This is a genomic window from Achromobacter sp. Root565 (assembly GCF_001427425.1).
Lineage (GTDB): Bacteria > Pseudomonadota > Gammaproteobacteria > Burkholderiales > Burkholderiaceae_B > Achromobacter > Achromobacter spanius_D.
This window is the reverse complement of record NZ_LMGO01000001.1, coordinates 2,379,748-2,396,248: the sequence shown is the minus strand read 5'-3', so window position 1 is coordinate 2,396,248 and position 16,501 is coordinate 2,379,748. Positions and strand designations below refer to the sequence as shown.

Below are 16,501 nucleotides of genomic sequence, written 5' to 3'. Positions count from 1 at the left end.
GAAACACGGCGGCGGCTTTCAACAACGACAAGAAGGGCAGGGGACATGACGGAGAACGTGGCACTCAATGGCCAAGGTCAATCCCAGGTGCGGCTTGAGCGCGACGGGCATCTGGCCTGGGTGACGCTGGCGCACCCGGGGCGCCTGAATGCGATCACGGTGGGCATGTGGCGCGAACTGCGCGACGTCTTCACGCGCATCGCGCAGGATGACGCCGTGCGCTGCGTGGTCGTGCGCGGCGAGGGCGGCAATTTCGCTGCTGGCGCCGACATCCGGGAGTTCCCTGCCGAACGCGCGGACATGGACGGCGTGCAGCGCTACCACCGCGAGATCCTGGCGCCCGCCCTGCGCGCCGTGGCCGAATGTCCGCAACCGGTGATCGCGCAGATCGAGGGCGTATGCGTGGGCGGCGGGCTGGAAATCGCCTGCCAATGCGACCTGCGCATCGCCGGCGCGTCGGCCCGTTTTGGCGTGCCGATCAACCGGCTGGGCTTTCCGATGGCCCCCGACGAAATGCGCGGCCTGCTGGCGCTGGCCGGCCGGGCCGCGACGCTGGCCATCCTGCTGGAAGGCCGGGTGTTCGGTGCGGTTGAAGCCAAAGACCTGGGTCTGCTGACCCGTATCGTCGAAGACGGCGAGGTGGCCGAGTCCGCCCGCCGCAGCGCTGACCGCATCGCCCAAGGCGCGCCGTTGGCCGCCCGCATCAACAAACGCTTGTCCGCCAGGCTCGCCACCGGCGCCGCCTTGACCGAGGACGAGTATCGGGATTATTTCTCCTATGCCGAAAGCCGGGACCACAGAGAGGGCGTGCGCGCCTTCCTGGCCGGCGAAGACCCTTCCTTTTCCGGAGACTAGACAGGTGAGCAACGCCAACCTATATGCTGTCCTGCAAGGCGGCTTCCCCAAAGACCGCAGCAAAGTCGCGCTGGAAACGCCCGACCTCCAATACACCTGGGACGACATCGACCGCGCGACCGCGTGCCTGGCGAACCTGCTGCAATCGCTGAACCTGCCGGAGGGCGCGCGCGTGGCGGTGCAGGTGGAAAAGTCGCCCGAGGCGCTGCTGCTGTACCTGGCCACGCTGCGCGCTGGCCTCGTGTACCTGCCGCTGAACACTGCTTACCGCGAATCCGAAATCGAATACTTCCTGGGCAATGCCGAGCCGTCCGTCGTGGTCTGCGCCAGCAAGAACCTGGACTGGGTCAAGCGCGCCGCCGCCAAGGCCAACTGCCCGCACGTCTACACGCTGGACGAGGACCGCACCGGCACGTTGCTGGACGCGGCCGGCGGCCTGTCCCAGACCTTCAAGACCGTTGAAAGCAAGCCGGACGACCTGGCCGCGATCCTGTACACGTCGGGCACGACCGGCCGCAGCAAGGGTGCGATGCTGTCGCACGGCAACCTGGCGGCGAACGCGCGCACCCTGCATGAATACTGGGGCTGGCGCGAGGACGACGTGCTGCTGCACATGCTGCCGATCTTCCACGTCCACGGCCTTTTTGTCGCATCGCATGGCGCGCTGCTGGCGGGCGCGCGGATGATCTGGCTGCCCAAGCTGGACGCCGACCAGGCGCTGCACTACCTGCCGCAAAGCACCGTGATGATGGGCGTGCCGACTTACTACGTGCGTCTGCTGGCCGATCCGCGCTTCAATCGCGACGTCTGCGCCAACATGCGCCTGTTCATCTCGGGCTCCGCCCCGCTGCTCGCCGAGACGTTCTCCGACTTCAAGGAGCGCAGCGGCCATCCCATTCTTGAACGCTACGGCATGAGCGAAACCGTCATGCTGACGTCCAATCCTTACGACGCCGCGCTGGGTGAGCGCCTGGCGGGCACCGTCGGCCGCGCCTTGCCGGGTGTGGATGTCCGGGTGGTCGACGACGCCGGCAAGCCGCTCGCGCCAGGCGAGATCGGCAACGTGCAGGTGCGCGGTCCCAACGTGTTCTCGGGCTACTGGCGCATGCCGGAAAAGACCCGCGAGGAATTCACGGAAGACGGCTGGTTCAAGACCGGCGACGTTGGCCGCTGGGGCGGCGAGTCCGCCGGCCGCAACGCGCCGGACGACTACCTGTCCATCGTCGGTCGCAGCAAGGACCTGATCATCTCCGGCGGCTACAACGTGTACCCCAAGGAAATCGAAACGCTCATCGACGACATGCCGGGCGTGTCGGAGTCGGCGGTGATCGGCGTGCCGCACCCGGACTTCGGCGAGGCCGTGGTGGCCGTGGTGGTGCCCAAGAGCGGCGCGACGCTGGACGCTTCGGCCATGCAGGCGGAACTGAAAAGCCGCATCGCGAATTTCAAGGTGCCCAAGCGCGTGCACATCATCGACCAGTTGCCGCGCAACACCATGGGCAAGGTGCAGAAGAACGTGCTGCGCGACACCTACAAGGCGCTGTAGTCCATATGGAAGCCGGTCCCCGCGGGGCCGGCTTATTTTGTACCCCGTTCAAGGAGACGCATCCCCATCCAGTGCCCCGATAAGACCTGCCCGCCGCATTCAGAAGAAAAAATATCTCAGCGACGAGACGCCAAAAAACAGGCGCCGTCCCCCGATGCAGCAAGAGGAGACAAAATGACTTATCGCACCACCGCTGCGGCCATGTTCGCCGTGGCAGCCCTGGGTTTCGGCGGCGTTGCCGCCGCGCAATGGCCCGAACGCCCCATCACGCTGATCGTTCCGTTTCCCGCCGGCGGCGGCACGGACACGTTCGCCCGTCCGCTGGCCGCGCAGCTCACCACGCAGCTCGGCCAGACGGTGGTCATCGACAACAAGGGCGGCGCGGGCGGCACCGTGGGCGCCGGCGTGGCGGCCAAGGCCAAGCCCGACGGCTACACGTTCTTCATGGGCGGCGCGCACCATGCGCTGGCGCCTTCCCTGTACAAGAGCCTGAGCTACAACATCCAGAAGGATTTCGTGCCGGTCGCGCTGGTGGCGCAGCCGCCGCAGGTCGTCGTCATCAATGCGGGCAAGCTGCCGGTCAAGACCCTGCAGGAGTTCATCGACTACGCCAAGAAGCGCCCCGGCGAGATCAACTTCGGCACGGCGGGCAAGGGCAGCACGCACCACCTGGCCGGCGAGCTGTTTGCGATGCAGACGGGGATCAAACTGGTGGACGTGCCGTATCAGGGCGCCGGTCCCATGCTGTCGGCGCTGATCGGCGGTCAGGTGGACCTGGCGTTCGATGGGCTGGGTTCGTCGGCCGGACACATCCGTGCCGGCGCGATCAAGCCGCTGGCGGTGGCCGCCACCGAGCGTTCGCAATCGCTGCCCGACGTGCCCACGGCCGCCGAGGCGGGCGTGCCGAATTACGTGGTGTCGACCTGGTATGCGATCTGGGCGCCTGCGGGCACGCCCAAGGAAGCCACGGAAAGAATGGCCGCCGAGATCACGAAGGCGCTGAACACGCCCAAGTTGAAGGAAACCTGGGCGGGCAACGGCACCGGCGTGCCCACGCTGACCGGCGCCGAGTTCGGCAAGTTCGTCGACAGCGAAGTCCAGCGCTGGGCCAAGGTGGTCAAGGACTCCGGCGTGACGTTGGACTAAGCGGCATCAGCGCCAATCGCTGGCCTGGCTGAGCCGGGCCAACTGGTCGTGCGTCAGCGCCAGGCTGGCGGCCTTGACCAGTTCGTCCAGCTGGGCGAGCGAGGTGGCGCTGACGATGGGAGACGTAATGCCCGGCTGCGCGATCTGCCAGGCCAGCGCGGCCTGCGCGGGCGTGCAGCCGGCGTCCTCGGACACCTCGTCCAGCGCCTTCAGGATGCGGTAGCCGCGATCGTTCAGATACGTGTCCACGATCTTCTTGCCGCGCGCGCTCTTGCCCGCGTCGTCGGGGCCGCGATACTTGCCGCTGAGAAAGCCGCTAGCCAGCGCAAAATAGTTGATCGTGCCCATCTGCTGCGTCTTCACCAGGCTTTGCAGCCCGGATTCGAAGGGCTCGCGGGTGTACAGGTTGTATTCCGGCTGGATGCTCTCGTAACGCGGCAGGCTGTGGCGCTCGCTGGTGATCAGCGCTTCCGACAGCCGCACGGCCGTGTAGTTGGACGCGCCGATCGCGCGCACCTTGCCGGCTTCGATGTGCTTGGCGTATTCGGCCAGCGTGTCGGTCAGCGGCGTGTCCGGGTCGTCCTGGTGCGATTGGTACAGGTCGACGTAGTCTGTCTGCAGGCGCGCCAGCGACGCATCCAGGGAGCGCCGGATGTAGGCGGGCGACAGCCCTTTTTCGCCCGGCCCCATTTCCATGCCGACCTTGGTGGCGATCAGCACCTGGTCGCGCTTGCCCGAGCGTTTGAGCCATTTGCCGATCAAGGTTTCGGATTCGCCGCCCTGGTTGCCGGGGACCCAGCGCGAATACATGTCGGCCGTGTCGATGAAATTCAGGCCGGCGTCCACCAGCGCATCGAGCAAAGAAAAGGTGCCGGCCTCGTCGACGGTCCAGCCGAAGACGTTGCCGCCGAAAGTGAGCGGGGGAACTTGCAGGCCGGATCGGCCCAGTGCGCGTTTGATCATGGTGGCCTCGGGATGCCGTCGGCGGGCACGCGGAACGGGATGAACGGCGTTTGCCCGGCGGTTGTCAGTATATTCAGGCCGTCGCACAGGGGCGCGGCGCGCCCGTATGGATGCACCATTACAGGGATTCCCCCCAAGTCCATTTGGTGGACGGCACGTTAGACTATACGGCTTTGTGGCAGGGCGAACGGATGGCAAATCCGCGCCTGCCATGAATAAACCGGCAAATTCAACAAGCAACACCAGGGTTCAAGGAGCAAACATATGCTGATCGGAAAAAAACATTTTCTGACGGTTGGCGCGATGGCGTTGGCGATGGCTATCGCCGCGCCGGTCGCCGCGCAGCAAAAGTCTGTCGCGGTGACCGCCATCGTCGAGCATCCGGCGCTGGATGCCGTGCGTGACGGGGTGCAAGACGCCCTCAAACAAGCCGGCTACGAGCCGGGCAAGAACCTGAAGTGGCAGTATCAAAGCGCGCAGGGCAACAACGGAACCGCCGCGCAGATCGCCCGCAAGTTCGTCGGCGACCGCCCGGACGCCATCGTCGCGATCGCCACGCCGTCGGCGCAGGCTGTCGTGGCCGCCACCAAGGACGTGCCGGTGGTGTATTCCGCCGTGACCGATCCGGTCGCCGCGCAACTCGTGTCCAGCATGGACGCCTCGGGCACCAACGTGACCGGCGTGTCGGACCTGCTGGCGCTGGACAAGCAGGTTGAACTCATCAAGAAGATTCTGCCCAACGCCAAGCGCGTCGGCATCGTCTACAACCCGGGCGAGGCCAACTCGGTCGTGGTCGTCAAGAAGCTCCAGGAAATCCTGCCCAAGTCGGGCATGAGCCTGGTCGAAGCCGCTGCCCCGCGTTCGGTGGACGTGGCGTCCGCCGCCCGCAGCCTGATCGGCAAGGTCGACGTCATCTACACCAACACCGACAACAACGTTGTATCGGCGTATGAGTCGCTGGTCAAGGTGGGCAACGACGCCAAGATTCCGCTGATCGCGTCGGACACCGACAGCGTCAAGCGCGGCGGCATTGCCGCCCTGGGCATCAATTACCGCGATCTGGGCGTGCAGACCGGCAAGGTTGTCGTGCGCATCCTGAAGGGCGAAAAGCCCGGCGCGATTCCGTCTGAAACCAGCTCGAAGCTTGAGCTCTACGTGAATCCGGGCGCGGCCGCCAAGCAGGGCGTGACCCTGCCCGAGGCGCTGATCAAGTCCGCCGCGGTGGTCGTGAAATAATACGGCGCGAAATCGGCCCCGCCATGCCTATCCGGCGTGCGCGGGGTTTTTCTTGCGTTTTTCGTGGTGTCTTGCTTACCCGATGTTCCACAGGGCGGCAGCGTTCACAAGATGCTCGCGGCCCGGCTTTCGTTTCTTATCTTGATTGGATCTGACCCATGTCATTGTTCTCGTTGTTAGGCGCGCTGGAGATCGGCTTGATCTTCAGTCTGGTGGCCTTGGGCGTGTTCATCTCCTTTCGCCTGCTGCGCTTCCCGGACCTGACCGTGGACGGCAGTTTTCCGCTGGGCGGCGCAGTCTGTGCGACGCTGATCGCTTCGGGCACCGATCCGTTTTCCGCGACCATCATCGCCACCATCGCCGGCGCGGCCGCCGGGCTGGTCACGGGCTGGCTGAACGTCAAGCTCAAGATCATGGATCTCTTGGCCAGCATCCTGATGATGATCGCGCTGTATTCGATCAACCTGCGCATCATGGGCAAGCCCAATGTGCCGCTGATCACCGAACCCACCGTCTTCACGATCCTGCAGCCCGCGTGGATTTCCGACTACGTCGCCCGCCCGCTGCTCCTGATCGTCATCGTCATCCTCTGCAAATTGGCGCTGGACTGGTTCTTTGCCACGCAGACCGGCCTGGCCGTGCGCGCCACCGGTTCCAACGGCCGCATGGCCCGCGCGCAAGGCGTGAACACCGGCCGCATGATCCTGGGCGGCATGGCGCTGTCGAACGCGCTGGTCGCACTGGCCGGCGCGCTGTTCGCGCAGACGCAGGGCGGATCGGACATCTCGATGGGCATCGGCACCATCGTGATCGGCCTGGCCGCGGTGATCGTCGGCGAAAGCATCCTGCCGTCGCGCAAGCTGGTGCTGGCCACGCTGGCCGTCATCATCGGCGCCATCGTCTACCGCTTCTTCATCGCCCTGGCGCTCAATAGCGATTTCATCGGCCTGAAGGCGCAGGACCTGAACCTCGTCACCGCGGTGCTCGTCACGATCGCCCTGGTCATCCCCATGCTCAAGCGCCGCCTGGTCGGCAAGAAGGGGCGCTGATATGTTGTCCGCAAAAGACCTGAAAATCACCTTCAACGCGGGCACGCCTATTGAGACCCGCGCCCTGCGCGGCCTCACGCTGGAGATCCCGTCGGGCCAGTTCGTCACCGTGATCGGTTCCAACGGCGCGGGCAAGTCCACGTTCCTGAACGCCGTGTCGGGCGATCTGCCGGTCGATTCCGGCCGCATCGACATCAACGGCGTGGACGTGACGCGCCAGCCCGTGTGGGCGCGCGCCGGCAGTGTGGCCCGCGTGTTCCAAGACCCGATGGCGGGCACCTGCGAAGACTTGACCATCGAGGAAAACATGGCGCTGGCGCAGATGCGCGGCGCCTCGCGCGGCTACAGCCGCGCCGTGAAAGCCTCGATGAAAGCGGGCTTTCGCGAGCGCCTTGCCACGCTGGGCCTGGGCCTGGAAAACCGCCTCACCGACCGCATCGGCCTGTTGTCCGGCGGCCAGCGTCAGGCGGTCAGCCTGCTGATGGCGGCGCTGCAGCCGTCGCGCATCTTGCTGCTGGACGAGCACACCGCCGCGCTCGATCCGCGCACCGCGGACTTCGTTCTGCAACTGACGGCGCGCATCGTGGCGGAAAACCAGCTCACCACCATGATGGTCACGCACAGCATGCGCCAGGCGCTGGACGTCGGCGACCGCACCGTCATGCTGCACCAGGGGCAGGTCGTGCTGGACGTGTCCGGCGACGAGCGCCGAGGCATGGACGTGCCGGACCTGCTGGCCATGTTCGAACGGGTGCGGGGCGAGAAACTGTCGGACGACGCCCTGTTGCTCGGGTGACGTTGAACCGGCCGATTTGAACCGTGCCCAGTTTGACCGCAGGGATGCGGAACGGGCGGCCTGAATCCTAAATGAAGCGGCCGGGCCGGAATGCCGCGTGGCGGGACGCCGCCGCGCCGTCCTGCATCAGTTCCGCCAGGATCTTCGCGGTGCCCGGCGCGGTGCTGAATCCGATGTGCTGGTGTCCCAGCGCCAGCCACAGGCCGGGATGGCGCGGCGCCTCGCCAATCATCGGGCGGCTGTCCGGCAGCGTGGGCCGGCGGCCCAGCCAGGCGGCCGCGTCCAGCCGGTCGCCCAGCGGGAAGGCCTCGCGGGCGCGCTTTTCCGCCAGATCCAGCTGCTCGGGCCGCGCGGGCGCGTCGCAGGCGTCCAGCTCGACCCCCGTGGACAGGCGCAGCCCGCGCGCCATGGGCGACAGCACGTAGCCGCCGCCCGTGTCGTAAACCGGCCGGGTGACGCGCGCCCCGTCGCGGCCGTCGTAATGCATGTGATACCCGCGTTCGAACGCCATGGGCAGGTCGATGCCGGTGGTCTTGAGCATGGCCTTGGACCACGGCCCCAGCGCCACGACCAACCGGCTGGCAGAGATGGAATCCGACGCGCTCGTGGCCTGTACCGTCCATCCGTCGCCGTCGCGGCGGATGGCAGCGGCATCCATCCTTTTGATCGTGCCGCCCTCGCCTTGGAACAGTCCGGCGTACGCGGCAACCACCCCGTGTGGATCGTCGACCGAATACGAACCCTGAATCCACAATGCGCGATGAAAGATCGGCGACAGGGCGGGTTCGACCTCGGCAAGTTCCGCGGGGTTCAGTTCCCTGGTCGGCACGTCGAACTGCGCGAAGGCGCCGCGCGCCAGCGCACCCGCGTTCCAGGCCGCCGCCGTGCGGTACAGGAAGATCCAGCCAGTGTCGCGCAGCCGGTGGCGCGCGCCGCTTTCGTCCAGCAGCTTCAGGTGCTCGGGCGCGGACAGCCGGATCAGGCCGTCCAGCGCGCGTGCGGTTTCCTGGAAGACGGACGTCCGCGCGTTCATCAGGAATCGCGCCGCCCAGCCCAGGTTGGCCGCCAGGTAGGGCCAGCGGTAACGGAACTGGACCGTGTCGTTCTTTAGCAGACGCGGCAGTTGACCCCACAGGCCAGGATGATTGAACGGCATTAGCGAACTGCGGGCCAGAACCCCCGCGTTGCCCATCGACGTTTCCATCCCGGGCGCCTGCCGGTCGACAAGCGTGACCGTCATGCCGCGACGCTGCAATTCCAATGCACAGCAGACGCCAACGATGCCGGCGCCCAGCACGATCACGTGATTGCCCATGTCTTGTCTCATCCTTGTCGATGGTCACCCAGAATACGCGCTGCCGCCGTCACACCCCACCATGAGGCTTCTTCGAAGACCGAATACCCCGACAGGTCGGCGTGCGCGAACAACACCGGACCATCCACCGCGCGCAGCGCGGCCAGGCCCGGATTGGACAGATAGCCGCAGACCGGCGTGGCCATCGCATGCCCGCGCACCGTGATTTCCAACTGGCGGGCGGTGCGCCAGAATTCCTTGCCATACGCAGCGACCAGATCCACTGCGGCGACGTCACGCAGGTCTTGCGGGCTGGCGCGGGTAAGCCAGTCGCGCGCGGCCTGCGGCGTCTGGCCGCTCAGCGCGTGATAGGCGGTGAAGACGCTGCGCGGCGTGCGCGCCACGCGCAGCAACTGATGCGTGGACACGACGTAGCCCAGCGCCTGGCCTTCGTAGACGACGTTGTCCCACGACAGCGGCTCGCCGGGCGCCTCCAGCGGATAGCCGTCCATGACGAAGTTCGACACCATCCAGGCCGCGTGCGGCGCGGCATGTGCGGCCGGGTCGTAGCCGTACGCGCGGATGTCCGGCAGCAGGCGCTGCGCGACGAAAAGCGGCATGGCGCAGACCGTGCGGCGGGTTTGCAGGGCATAGGCGCGGGTGCCGCCATCCGCCGAATCCTCGATGCACAGGACGCGCGGGCCGGCGGCCAGTTCTTCGATGCGCACCGCCGTGCCCGGCAGCAGCCAGTCCGCGTGGCCCAGCTTTTGCGTGATGGCCGCGCGCATCCGATCGGCCAGCACCGCCAGCCCGCCCGGCCACGTCAGCACGGCGCCTTCGCCAGCGTTGGCAGCGTGGCCGTCGCGGCTGGCGAAATAATGCAGGCCTGCCCAGGCGGACACCACGTCATAGTCCGCGCCGTAGTCGTCCCGGCAGCAGTAGTTCAAATACCAATGCAGCGCGGGCGAGGTATAGCCCTCGCGCGCCAGCCATTCCTTGAACGTCAGGCTGTCCAGCGCGCGCCAGGCCGGATCCCGCGACGACAGGTCGAGTGGAATGCAGAATACCTTACGGCCGTCGTTGCCCGCCTGCGTGCGCAACTGATCGACCAGCGCCAGAAAGCGCTGGTGCTGCGCGGCGTCAGCCTCGGGCAGGCCCGTCATCGGTAGCAGGTGTTCTTCCCAGCGCCCGTTGCGCAGCAGCCGTTCCTGCGGCGAATGCACCAGGACGGCTTCGTCGTAGTAGGGACGCGCGTCGCCCGCGCCGCGCTCGATGATGCCGAAGTCGGCCAGCATCTCGCGCACGTGGGTGGACGCCAGCGAGGGCAGCGGCAGGTAGTGCGCGCCCAGCGGGTAGTCCAGGCCATCGCGAATGCCCGCGGCGGCATTGCCGGCGAACTCGGGCCCCTGCACCATGACAAAATCGGTGAATCCTTCGCGGGCCAGTTTCCACGCGCAGGACAGGCCCGCCACACCCGCGCCCAGAATGGCAACCTCGTGCTGCCGGGTCGCCGACGGATGCGGCAGCGCCGCCTTGTCCCGCAGCGCGTGACCGGCCTGCATGCCGGGATAGTGGACGTCGGGCGTTGTCTCGACGACGCGCGCCCGCCAGTAGCCGACCGAGCCCGCGGCGGCGGCCGTGGCAGCGCCCAACAGGAAGCTGCGGCGCCGCATCAGCGGATGACCTTGCGCCAGTCCTCGTCGAAGTAGCGCACGAGCGATTGTTCGTTCAGGCGGTTCGGCGGCATGGCCAGCGCCGGCATGTCGGCGGGGAAGTGAAAGAGCTCGCGCACGGTGACGGCGTCCAGATAGCGCGTGGGCACGGTGATCTTCTCGGGCGGTGCGTAGTCGCGCCGCTTGCTGGCAAGGATGAAGCCCCAGTCGCCGAACGACGGCACGTAGGTGTGATACGGCCAGGTGTTCAGGCCGGCTTCCTTCAGGGTCGCGTTTACGCTCCAGAAGGAGCGCGGCGCGAAGTAGGGCGAGGTGGACTGCACGACCATGTAGCCGTTTTCGGCCAGGTGCCGCGCCATCAGGTGGTAGACCGGCACGGAATAAAGCCGCCCCAGGCCGAAATTGGACGGATCGGGAAAGTCCACGACGATGAAGTCGTAGACCTCGGCGTGCGTTTCCAGCCAGCGTCCCGCGTCGTCATTGATGACGGTGACGCGCGGGTCCTTGAGCGCGCCCGCATTCAGCGCGACCAGCGGGTCCGAGCGCGAAAACAGATTCGTCATGGCGGGGTCCAGGTCCACCAGCGTGACGTGCTCGACATGCTTGTATTTCAGGATCTCGCGCACGGCCAGGCCGTCGCCGCCGCCCAGCACCAGCACGTTGCGCGCCCACGGCAGCACCTGCAGGCCGGGATGCACCAGCGACTCGTGATAGCGGTGCTCGTCGCGCGACGAGAATTGCAGGTTGCCGTTGATGTACAGGCGCAGATCGTCGTGCCAGCGCGTCACGGCCAGGCGTTGGTACTGCGTGGTCTCGGCGTGGATGATGTCGTCGCCGTACAGGCCTTTTTCGGCCCAGGCGGTCATGCTGCCGGAATAGACGAACCCCAGGCCCAGAATCCCCAGCACCACGCCGGCGCGCACGGCCTTTTCGCCGGGGCGGGTGACTTCGGCGCGGAACAGCCACGTGGTCCACAGCGCCACACTGGCGTTCAGAATGCCGAACAGGAAGCTGGTGCGCAGCAGGCCCAGCTTGGGCGCGAGCAGCAATGGGAATACCAGCGACACCGCCAGTGCGCCCAGATAGTCGAAGGTCAGCACGCGGCTGACGATTTCGCGGAACTCGGCCTTGCGCTGGTTGAAGACCCGCATCACCAGCGGGATCTCCATGCCTACCATCAGTCCGATAATGAAGACGCCGACATACAGGGCCGCGCGAAACGGCGCGGACAGCCACGCGAACACCAGGAACAGGACCGCGGCGGACACGCCGCCCAGCAGCGCCACCAGCAGCTCGACGTCGATGAAGCGATTCAGAACGTCTTCGTCTCTTACATATTTTGACAACCACGAACCGATGCCCATCGCGAACAGATAGCACCCGATCACGGAGGAGAACTGAAGGATCGAATCCCCAAGCAAATAGCTGGCGAGCGCGCTGCTGATGAGCTCGTAGCCCAACCCGCAGGACGCAACGATCAATACCGAGAGAATGAGAACGCGGTCGCGCATGGGAGTGTCCGAGCCAAAAAATGCGTTCGCAGTATATCGAACACGACGTATATACTGCGCGCAATTGGGAGGCTGGCAATGGGAGAAGCAATGCATCCGGCGGTGACCTATCTGATCTATATCGTCTCGGCGCTTGTCATGCTGGGCGTTTTCACGGCGGTCTACACGGCCATCACGCATTACAAGGAATTCGACCTCATCCGCGAGGGCAACATTGCCGCCGCGCTGTCCTATGGCGGCGCGCTGGTCGGGTTCAGTCTGACCCTGTGTTCCAGCATCGCGGTCCACGCCAGCTTCATCATGTTCGTGGTCTGGGGCGTGGCGGCGATGATCGTGCAGATCGTCGTGTACGCGGTGGTGTCCAAGGCCATACGCGGCATGACCGACGCCATCGCCGAGAACAACATCGCCATGGGCGGCCTGATCGGCGCGATCTCGCTGGCGGCCGGCATCGTCAACGCCGCCTGCCTGACCTGAGCGGCGCGTACTCTCCGATCTGACACAGGAGGACTTTCCATGAGTCTCGGTTCATTCATTCGCAAGCAGTTCATCGACATCCTGCAATGGAACGAGGATCGCGACGGCGTGCTCGCCTGGCGCCATCCGATGCAGGATTTCGAAATCCAGTACGGCGCCAGCCTGACCGTGCGGGAATCGCAGATGGCGGTGTTCGTCAACGAAGGCAAGGTGGCCGACGTGTTCGGCCCCGGCATGTACAAGCTGACGACGCAGACGCTGCCGATCCTGACCTACCTGAAGAACTGGGACAAGCTGTTCGAGTCGCCCTTCAAGTCGGACGTCATCTTCTTCAGCACGCGGCTGCAGCTGGGCCGGCGGTGGGGCACGGCGCAGCCGGTGACGCTGCGCGACAGCGAGTTTGGCATGGTGCGCCTGCGCGCGTTCGGCGTGTACTCGTACCAGATCTCCGACCCCGGCAAGTTCTACCGCGAAATCAGCGGCACGCGCGACGTGTACACGGTGGACGACCTGGAGGCGCAACTGCGCAACATGGTCGTCGCCGCCATGACGACCGCCCTGGGCAGTTCCAAGGTGCCGTTCCTGGACATCGCCGGCAACCAGGGCCTGATGTCGCAGAGCATCGCCGAACAGCTCGCGCCCGTGTTCGACCGCTACGGCGTCAAGCTGGACAACTTCACGGTCGAGAACGTGTCGCTGCCCGAAGAACTGCAAAAGGCGCTGGACACCCGGATCTCGATGGGCATGGCCGGCGACCTGGGCAAGTTCACGCAGTACCAGACCGCGACGTCGATTCCGCTGGCCGCGCAGAACGAAGGCGGCATTGCGGGCATCGGCGCGGGGCTGGCGGCCGGCGCGGCGCTGGGGCAGACCATGGCGCAGGGACTGGGCGTGGCGCCAGGCCAGCCGCAGCAGCCGGCGCAACAGCAGCAGCCGCAACAGCCCGCCGCCCAGCCCGCGCAGGCCGACCCCGTCCAGCGCCTGCAGCAATTGAAAGACCTGCTGGACAAGGGCCTCATCACGGCGGCGGACTACGACTCGGCCAAGGCCGAGGTGCTGAAGAAACTCACCAGCTAAGGCCCCATGCAGCAGGTTCTGTGTCCGCAGTGCGGCGCCCCAGTCAAGTTCACGTCCGCGGCCTCCGTCATGGCGGTCTGCGGCGCCTGCCGCAGCACCTTGCTCAAGGATGCCGAGTCGGTCAAGCGCATCGGCGAGGCGGCCGACGTCCTGGAGGACTATTCGCCGCTGTGCCTGGGCGCGACCGGCACCCATGACGGCAAGCGATTCGACGTCATCGGCCGCATCCAGATGCGCTTTGACGAGGGCTTCTGGAACGAGTGGTACGTGTGGTTCGATGACGGTTCCGACGGCTGGCTGTCGGACGCCTCGGGCCAGTACGCCGTCACGCGGCGGCGCAAGGTCAAGTCCGTGCAGGAGATGCCGGCGTTCGACAGCATTGCGCCCGGCGACGAACTGAAGCTGGACGGCCAGCGCTTCGTGGCTGCCGACGTGCGCACCAGCCAGGCCGGCGGCACGCAGGGTGAGCTGCCCTTCGTGCCGGGCGACGGCTGGCAGGCCAAGGTGGCCGACTACCGCAGCCTGGACGCGTTCCTGACGCTGGACTTCTCCGACGGTCCGCAGCCCGAACTCTATATCGGCAAGGCATTCGACCTGTCCGCCATGCAGGCGGGCTCGTTGCGCACGAAAGAGCAGGTCGAAGAAACCGCGGGACGCTTCCGCGGCCAGATCAAGGCGCTGGACTGCCCGAACTGCGGCGCGCCGATCTCGTTCGTGGCTGCCATGGCCACGAATGTCGTTTGCCCGTCTTGCGCGGCTGCCGTCGATTGCTCAGGCCCCACGGCCGAGGTCATCGAAAAGGCGCGCAAGGTGCAGAAGATTCACGCCACGCTGCCGCTGGGCTCGGTCGCCAAGATGGAAGGCGCCGACTACACGCTGATCGGCCTGATGAAGTGCGCCGATCCCGATCCCGAAGAACCCTCAAGCTGGATGGAATACCTGCTGTTCAATCCGGCCAAGGGGTTCATCTGGCTGGTGGAGTCGGACGAAGGCTGGGAGCGCGTGCAGGTCTGCGATACCTGGCCCAGCCACAACAACGCCACCAGCGTGCGCTGGCGCAATCGCGTGTACCAGAAACTGTACGACTACACCTCGCGCGTGGAGATGGCGCTGGGCGCCTTCAACTGGCGCGTCAAGGTGGGCGACAGCACGCAGATCACCGATTACCAGGTCGGTACGTTGAAGCTGACCCGCGAACTGGCCGATAAGGAATTGGGCTGGTCGGCGTCGGCGCCGGTGTCGCCCGCGCAACTGGCCCAGTGGTTCAGCCGTCCCGAGCTCAATCGCCAGAAGGCCATGCGCGTGTCGTCCGCCAAGGCCGGGGGCGGCTATCGAAAATGGGCCAAGGGCGCGCTGATCGCGATGGTGTTCCTGAACTTCAACAATATTTTTGCCGGCCGCTTCATTCCGGTTTTGATCGGGATGGTGTTTCTCTGGCTACCGGCCATGCTGGCCGACATGCTGACAGGCGAGGACGAATAGATGAAGGGCAAGTTGTTGTATGCCTTGTACGCGATGGTGGTCGTGCTGGCCACCACCAGCGCCAGTGCGCCGGGCACGCGCCTGGGCGGAGGCAGCAGTAGCAGCAGCAGCTGGGGCAGCAGCTACTCCGGCGGCTCAGGATGGTCCTCGGGCGGATCCCACAAGTGACCGTGTTCGGGACACCCGGCCGGCACGTGCTGGCGGATTTTCGCGGCGTGGCGCCCGGCCTCCTGACCGACGCGCAGGCGCTGGAACGGCACATGACCGCGGCGGCGCGCGCGGCCGGGGCGCAGGTGCTGAGCGCGCATTTTCATCATTTCGGGGATGGGGCGGGGGTGACCGGCGTGATCCTGCTCAGCGAATCCCACATCAGCATCCATTCCTGGCCGGAACACCGCTTCGCGGCCCTGGACATCTTCATGTGCGGCGCCGCGCAGCCCGAAACCGCGCTGGACTTCCTGCGCGCCGCGCTGGCGCCCGAGTCTGTTCACGTCACCGCTGTCGACCGCGGCTGATCCCGCCGCCGCCCTTGCCCTTGATATTTCGTAAACCCCGCGCCGGGTGAAATTGACGACCGCTATATACCTGGATATATTTCGATCCTGACACGCCGCCACCCACAGGAGAAATACATGTTGCACAAACGCCCGCTCATGGCGTTGACCCTGGCGCTTGCCGCCGTCTGGGGAGCCAATGCCAGCGCCGGAGAAATCGTGGTGTCGGCCGCCGCCAGCCTGACCAACGCCTTCAAGGAAGTGGCGCAAGGCTTTGAAAAGGAACATGCCGGCGCCAAGGTGGTCCTGAACTTCGGCGCCTCCGACGTGCTGCTTCAGCAGATCGTGAAGGGTGCGCCCGCGGATGTATTCGCGTCCGCCGACCAGAAGGCGATGGACAAGGCGGTCGAGGAAAAGGCCGTCAAGCCCGCCACCCGCGTGGACTTCGCGGCTAACCAGATCGTGCTTATCGTCCCGACCGACAGCAAGGCGGGCATCAAGTCGCTCAAGGACCTGGAGCGGGCCGAGGTCAAGCGCATCGCTTACGGCAACCCGGCCTCGGTGCCGGTGGGCCGCTACACGCAGGCCGCGCTGCAGGCCGAGGGCTTGTGGGACGCCGTGCAGGCCAAGAGCGTGCTGGCGCAGAACGTGCGCCAAAGCCTGGACTACGTGGCGCGCGGCGAGGTCGATGCGGGCTTCGTGTTCGCGACCGACGCGGCCATCATGCCGGGCAAGGTCGAGGTCGCCGTGCGCGTGCCCTCGACGACGCCGGTGACCTATCCCATTGCGTTGACCACGCGTGAGGCCGCGGCCAAGGAAGCCGAAAGCTTTGTGGCGTATGTCATGTCGCCCGCCGGACAGGCGATACTGTCGCGTTACGGCTTTCAGAAGCCCTGAGCCCC

At 66.1% G+C, this 16,501-nt stretch carries 16 protein-coding genes; 12 read left to right on the top strand and 4 right to left on the bottom strand.

What is annotated here, in order from left to right:
* Positions 1-45: 45 nt before the first annotated feature.
* The 3 genes from ASD71_RS10730 (at position 46) to ASD71_RS10720 (ending at position 3,547) form a co-directional block, all read left to right on the top strand.
* Positions 46-855 (top strand): enoyl-CoA hydratase/isomerase family protein, encoded by an 810-nt coding sequence (locus ASD71_RS10730; protein WP_056563128.1) that lies wholly within the window; start codon positions 46-48, stop codon positions 853-855.
* Between the two features lie 4 nt (positions 856-859).
* Positions 860-2,401, top strand: a complete 1,542-nt coding sequence (locus ASD71_RS10725; RefSeq protein ID WP_056563124.1) for a malonyl-CoA synthase — start codon at positions 860-862, stop codon at positions 2,399-2,401.
* A 174-nt stretch (positions 2,402-2,575) separates the two neighbouring features.
* Positions 2,576-3,547 carry a tripartite tricarboxylate transporter substrate binding protein gene (locus ASD71_RS10720; protein ID WP_056563121.1) on the top strand — a complete coding sequence of 324 codons (972 nt, stop codon included), beginning with the start codon at positions 2,576-2,578 and terminating at the stop codon, positions 3,545-3,547.
* 6 nt (positions 3,548-3,553) lie between these two features.
* Here ASD71_RS10720 and ASD71_RS10715 read toward each other — a convergent pair whose 3' ends face one another.
* Complete coding sequence (locus tag ASD71_RS10715; protein WP_056563118.1) at positions 3,554-4,510, bottom strand: aldo/keto reductase; 957 nt, start codon at positions 4,508-4,510, stop codon at positions 3,554-3,556.
* A gap of 264 nt (positions 4,511-4,774) precedes the next feature.
* On the opposite strand from ASD71_RS10715, the gene ASD71_RS10710 reads away from it, so the two are divergent.
* From ASD71_RS10710 to ASD71_RS10700, 3 genes are all read left to right on the top strand, one after another.
* The gene (locus tag ASD71_RS10710; RefSeq protein WP_056563116.1) at positions 4,775-5,746 is read left to right on the top strand and encodes an ABC transporter substrate-binding protein; all 972 of its coding nucleotides are present in this window, start codon (positions 4,775-4,777) and stop codon (positions 5,744-5,746) included.
* A 158-nt stretch (positions 5,747-5,904) separates the two neighbouring features.
* Positions 5,905-6,795: an ABC transporter permease gene (locus ASD71_RS10705; RefSeq protein WP_056563113.1), complete on the top strand. Its 891-nt coding sequence runs from the start codon at positions 5,905-5,907 to the stop codon at positions 6,793-6,795.
* Between the two features lies 1 nt (position 6,796).
* Entirely contained in the window at positions 6,797-7,591 is a 795-nt protein-coding gene (locus ASD71_RS10700; RefSeq protein ID WP_056563110.1) for an ABC transporter ATP-binding protein, read from the top strand.
* A 67-nt stretch (positions 7,592-7,658) separates the two neighbouring features.
* On the opposite strand, the gene ASD71_RS10695 is transcribed toward ASD71_RS10700, so the two are convergent.
* The 3 genes from ASD71_RS10695 to ASD71_RS10685 are packed head-to-tail and all read right to left on the bottom strand — an operon-like array spanning position 7,659 to position 12,069.
* The gene (locus ASD71_RS10695; protein ID WP_056563107.1) at positions 7,659-8,906 is read right to left on the bottom strand and encodes an FAD-binding oxidoreductase; all 1,248 of its coding nucleotides are present in this window, start codon (positions 8,904-8,906) and stop codon (positions 7,659-7,661) included.
* 8 nt (positions 8,907-8,914) lie between these two features.
* Positions 8,915-10,558 carry an NAD(P)-binding protein gene (locus ASD71_RS10690; RefSeq protein WP_056563104.1) on the bottom strand — a complete coding sequence of 548 codons (1,644 nt, stop codon included), beginning with the start codon at positions 10,556-10,558 and terminating at the stop codon, positions 8,915-8,917.
* Positions 10,558-12,069, bottom strand: a complete 1,512-nt coding sequence (locus ASD71_RS10685) for a polyamine aminopropyltransferase (RefSeq protein WP_056563100.1) — start codon at positions 12,067-12,069, stop codon at positions 10,558-10,560. Before ASD71_RS10685 ends, ASD71_RS10690 begins: the two co-directional genes overlap by 1 nt.
* Before the next feature lie 90 nt (positions 12,070-12,159).
* On the opposite strand from ASD71_RS10685, the gene ASD71_RS10680 reads away from it, so the two are divergent.
* The 6 genes from ASD71_RS10680 (at position 12,160) to modA (ending at position 16,496) form a co-directional block, all read left to right on the top strand.
* Positions 12,160-12,546 (top strand): DUF350 domain-containing protein, encoded by a 387-nt coding sequence (locus tag ASD71_RS10680; protein ID WP_056563097.1) that lies wholly within the window; start codon positions 12,160-12,162, stop codon positions 12,544-12,546.
* 39 nt (positions 12,547-12,585) lie between these two features.
* Positions 12,586-13,623, top strand: a complete 1,038-nt coding sequence (locus ASD71_RS10675) for an SPFH domain-containing protein (protein ID WP_056563094.1) — start codon at positions 12,586-12,588, stop codon at positions 13,621-13,623.
* A 6-nt stretch (positions 13,624-13,629) separates the two neighbouring features.
* The gene (locus tag ASD71_RS10670; protein ID WP_056563092.1) at positions 13,630-15,105 is read left to right on the top strand and encodes a DUF4178 domain-containing protein; all 1,476 of its coding nucleotides are present in this window, start codon (positions 13,630-13,632) and stop codon (positions 15,103-15,105) included.
* The gene (locus ASD71_RS28200) at positions 15,106-15,273 is read left to right on the top strand and encodes a hypothetical protein (protein ID WP_200949378.1); all 168 of its coding nucleotides are present in this window, start codon (positions 15,106-15,108) and stop codon (positions 15,271-15,273) included.
* Positions 15,270-15,620, top strand: coding sequence for an adenosylmethionine decarboxylase (speD, locus tag ASD71_RS10665; protein WP_056563089.1), 351 nt, complete (start codon positions 15,270-15,272; stop codon positions 15,618-15,620). Before ASD71_RS28200 ends, speD begins: the two co-directional genes overlap by 4 nt.
* 117 nt (positions 15,621-15,737) lie before the next feature.
* On the top strand, positions 15,738-16,496 hold the full coding sequence (modA, locus tag ASD71_RS10660) for a molybdate ABC transporter substrate-binding protein (RefSeq protein WP_056563087.1): 759 nt from the start codon (positions 15,738-15,740) through the stop codon (positions 16,494-16,496).
* Positions 16,497-16,501 lie beyond the last annotated feature (5 nt).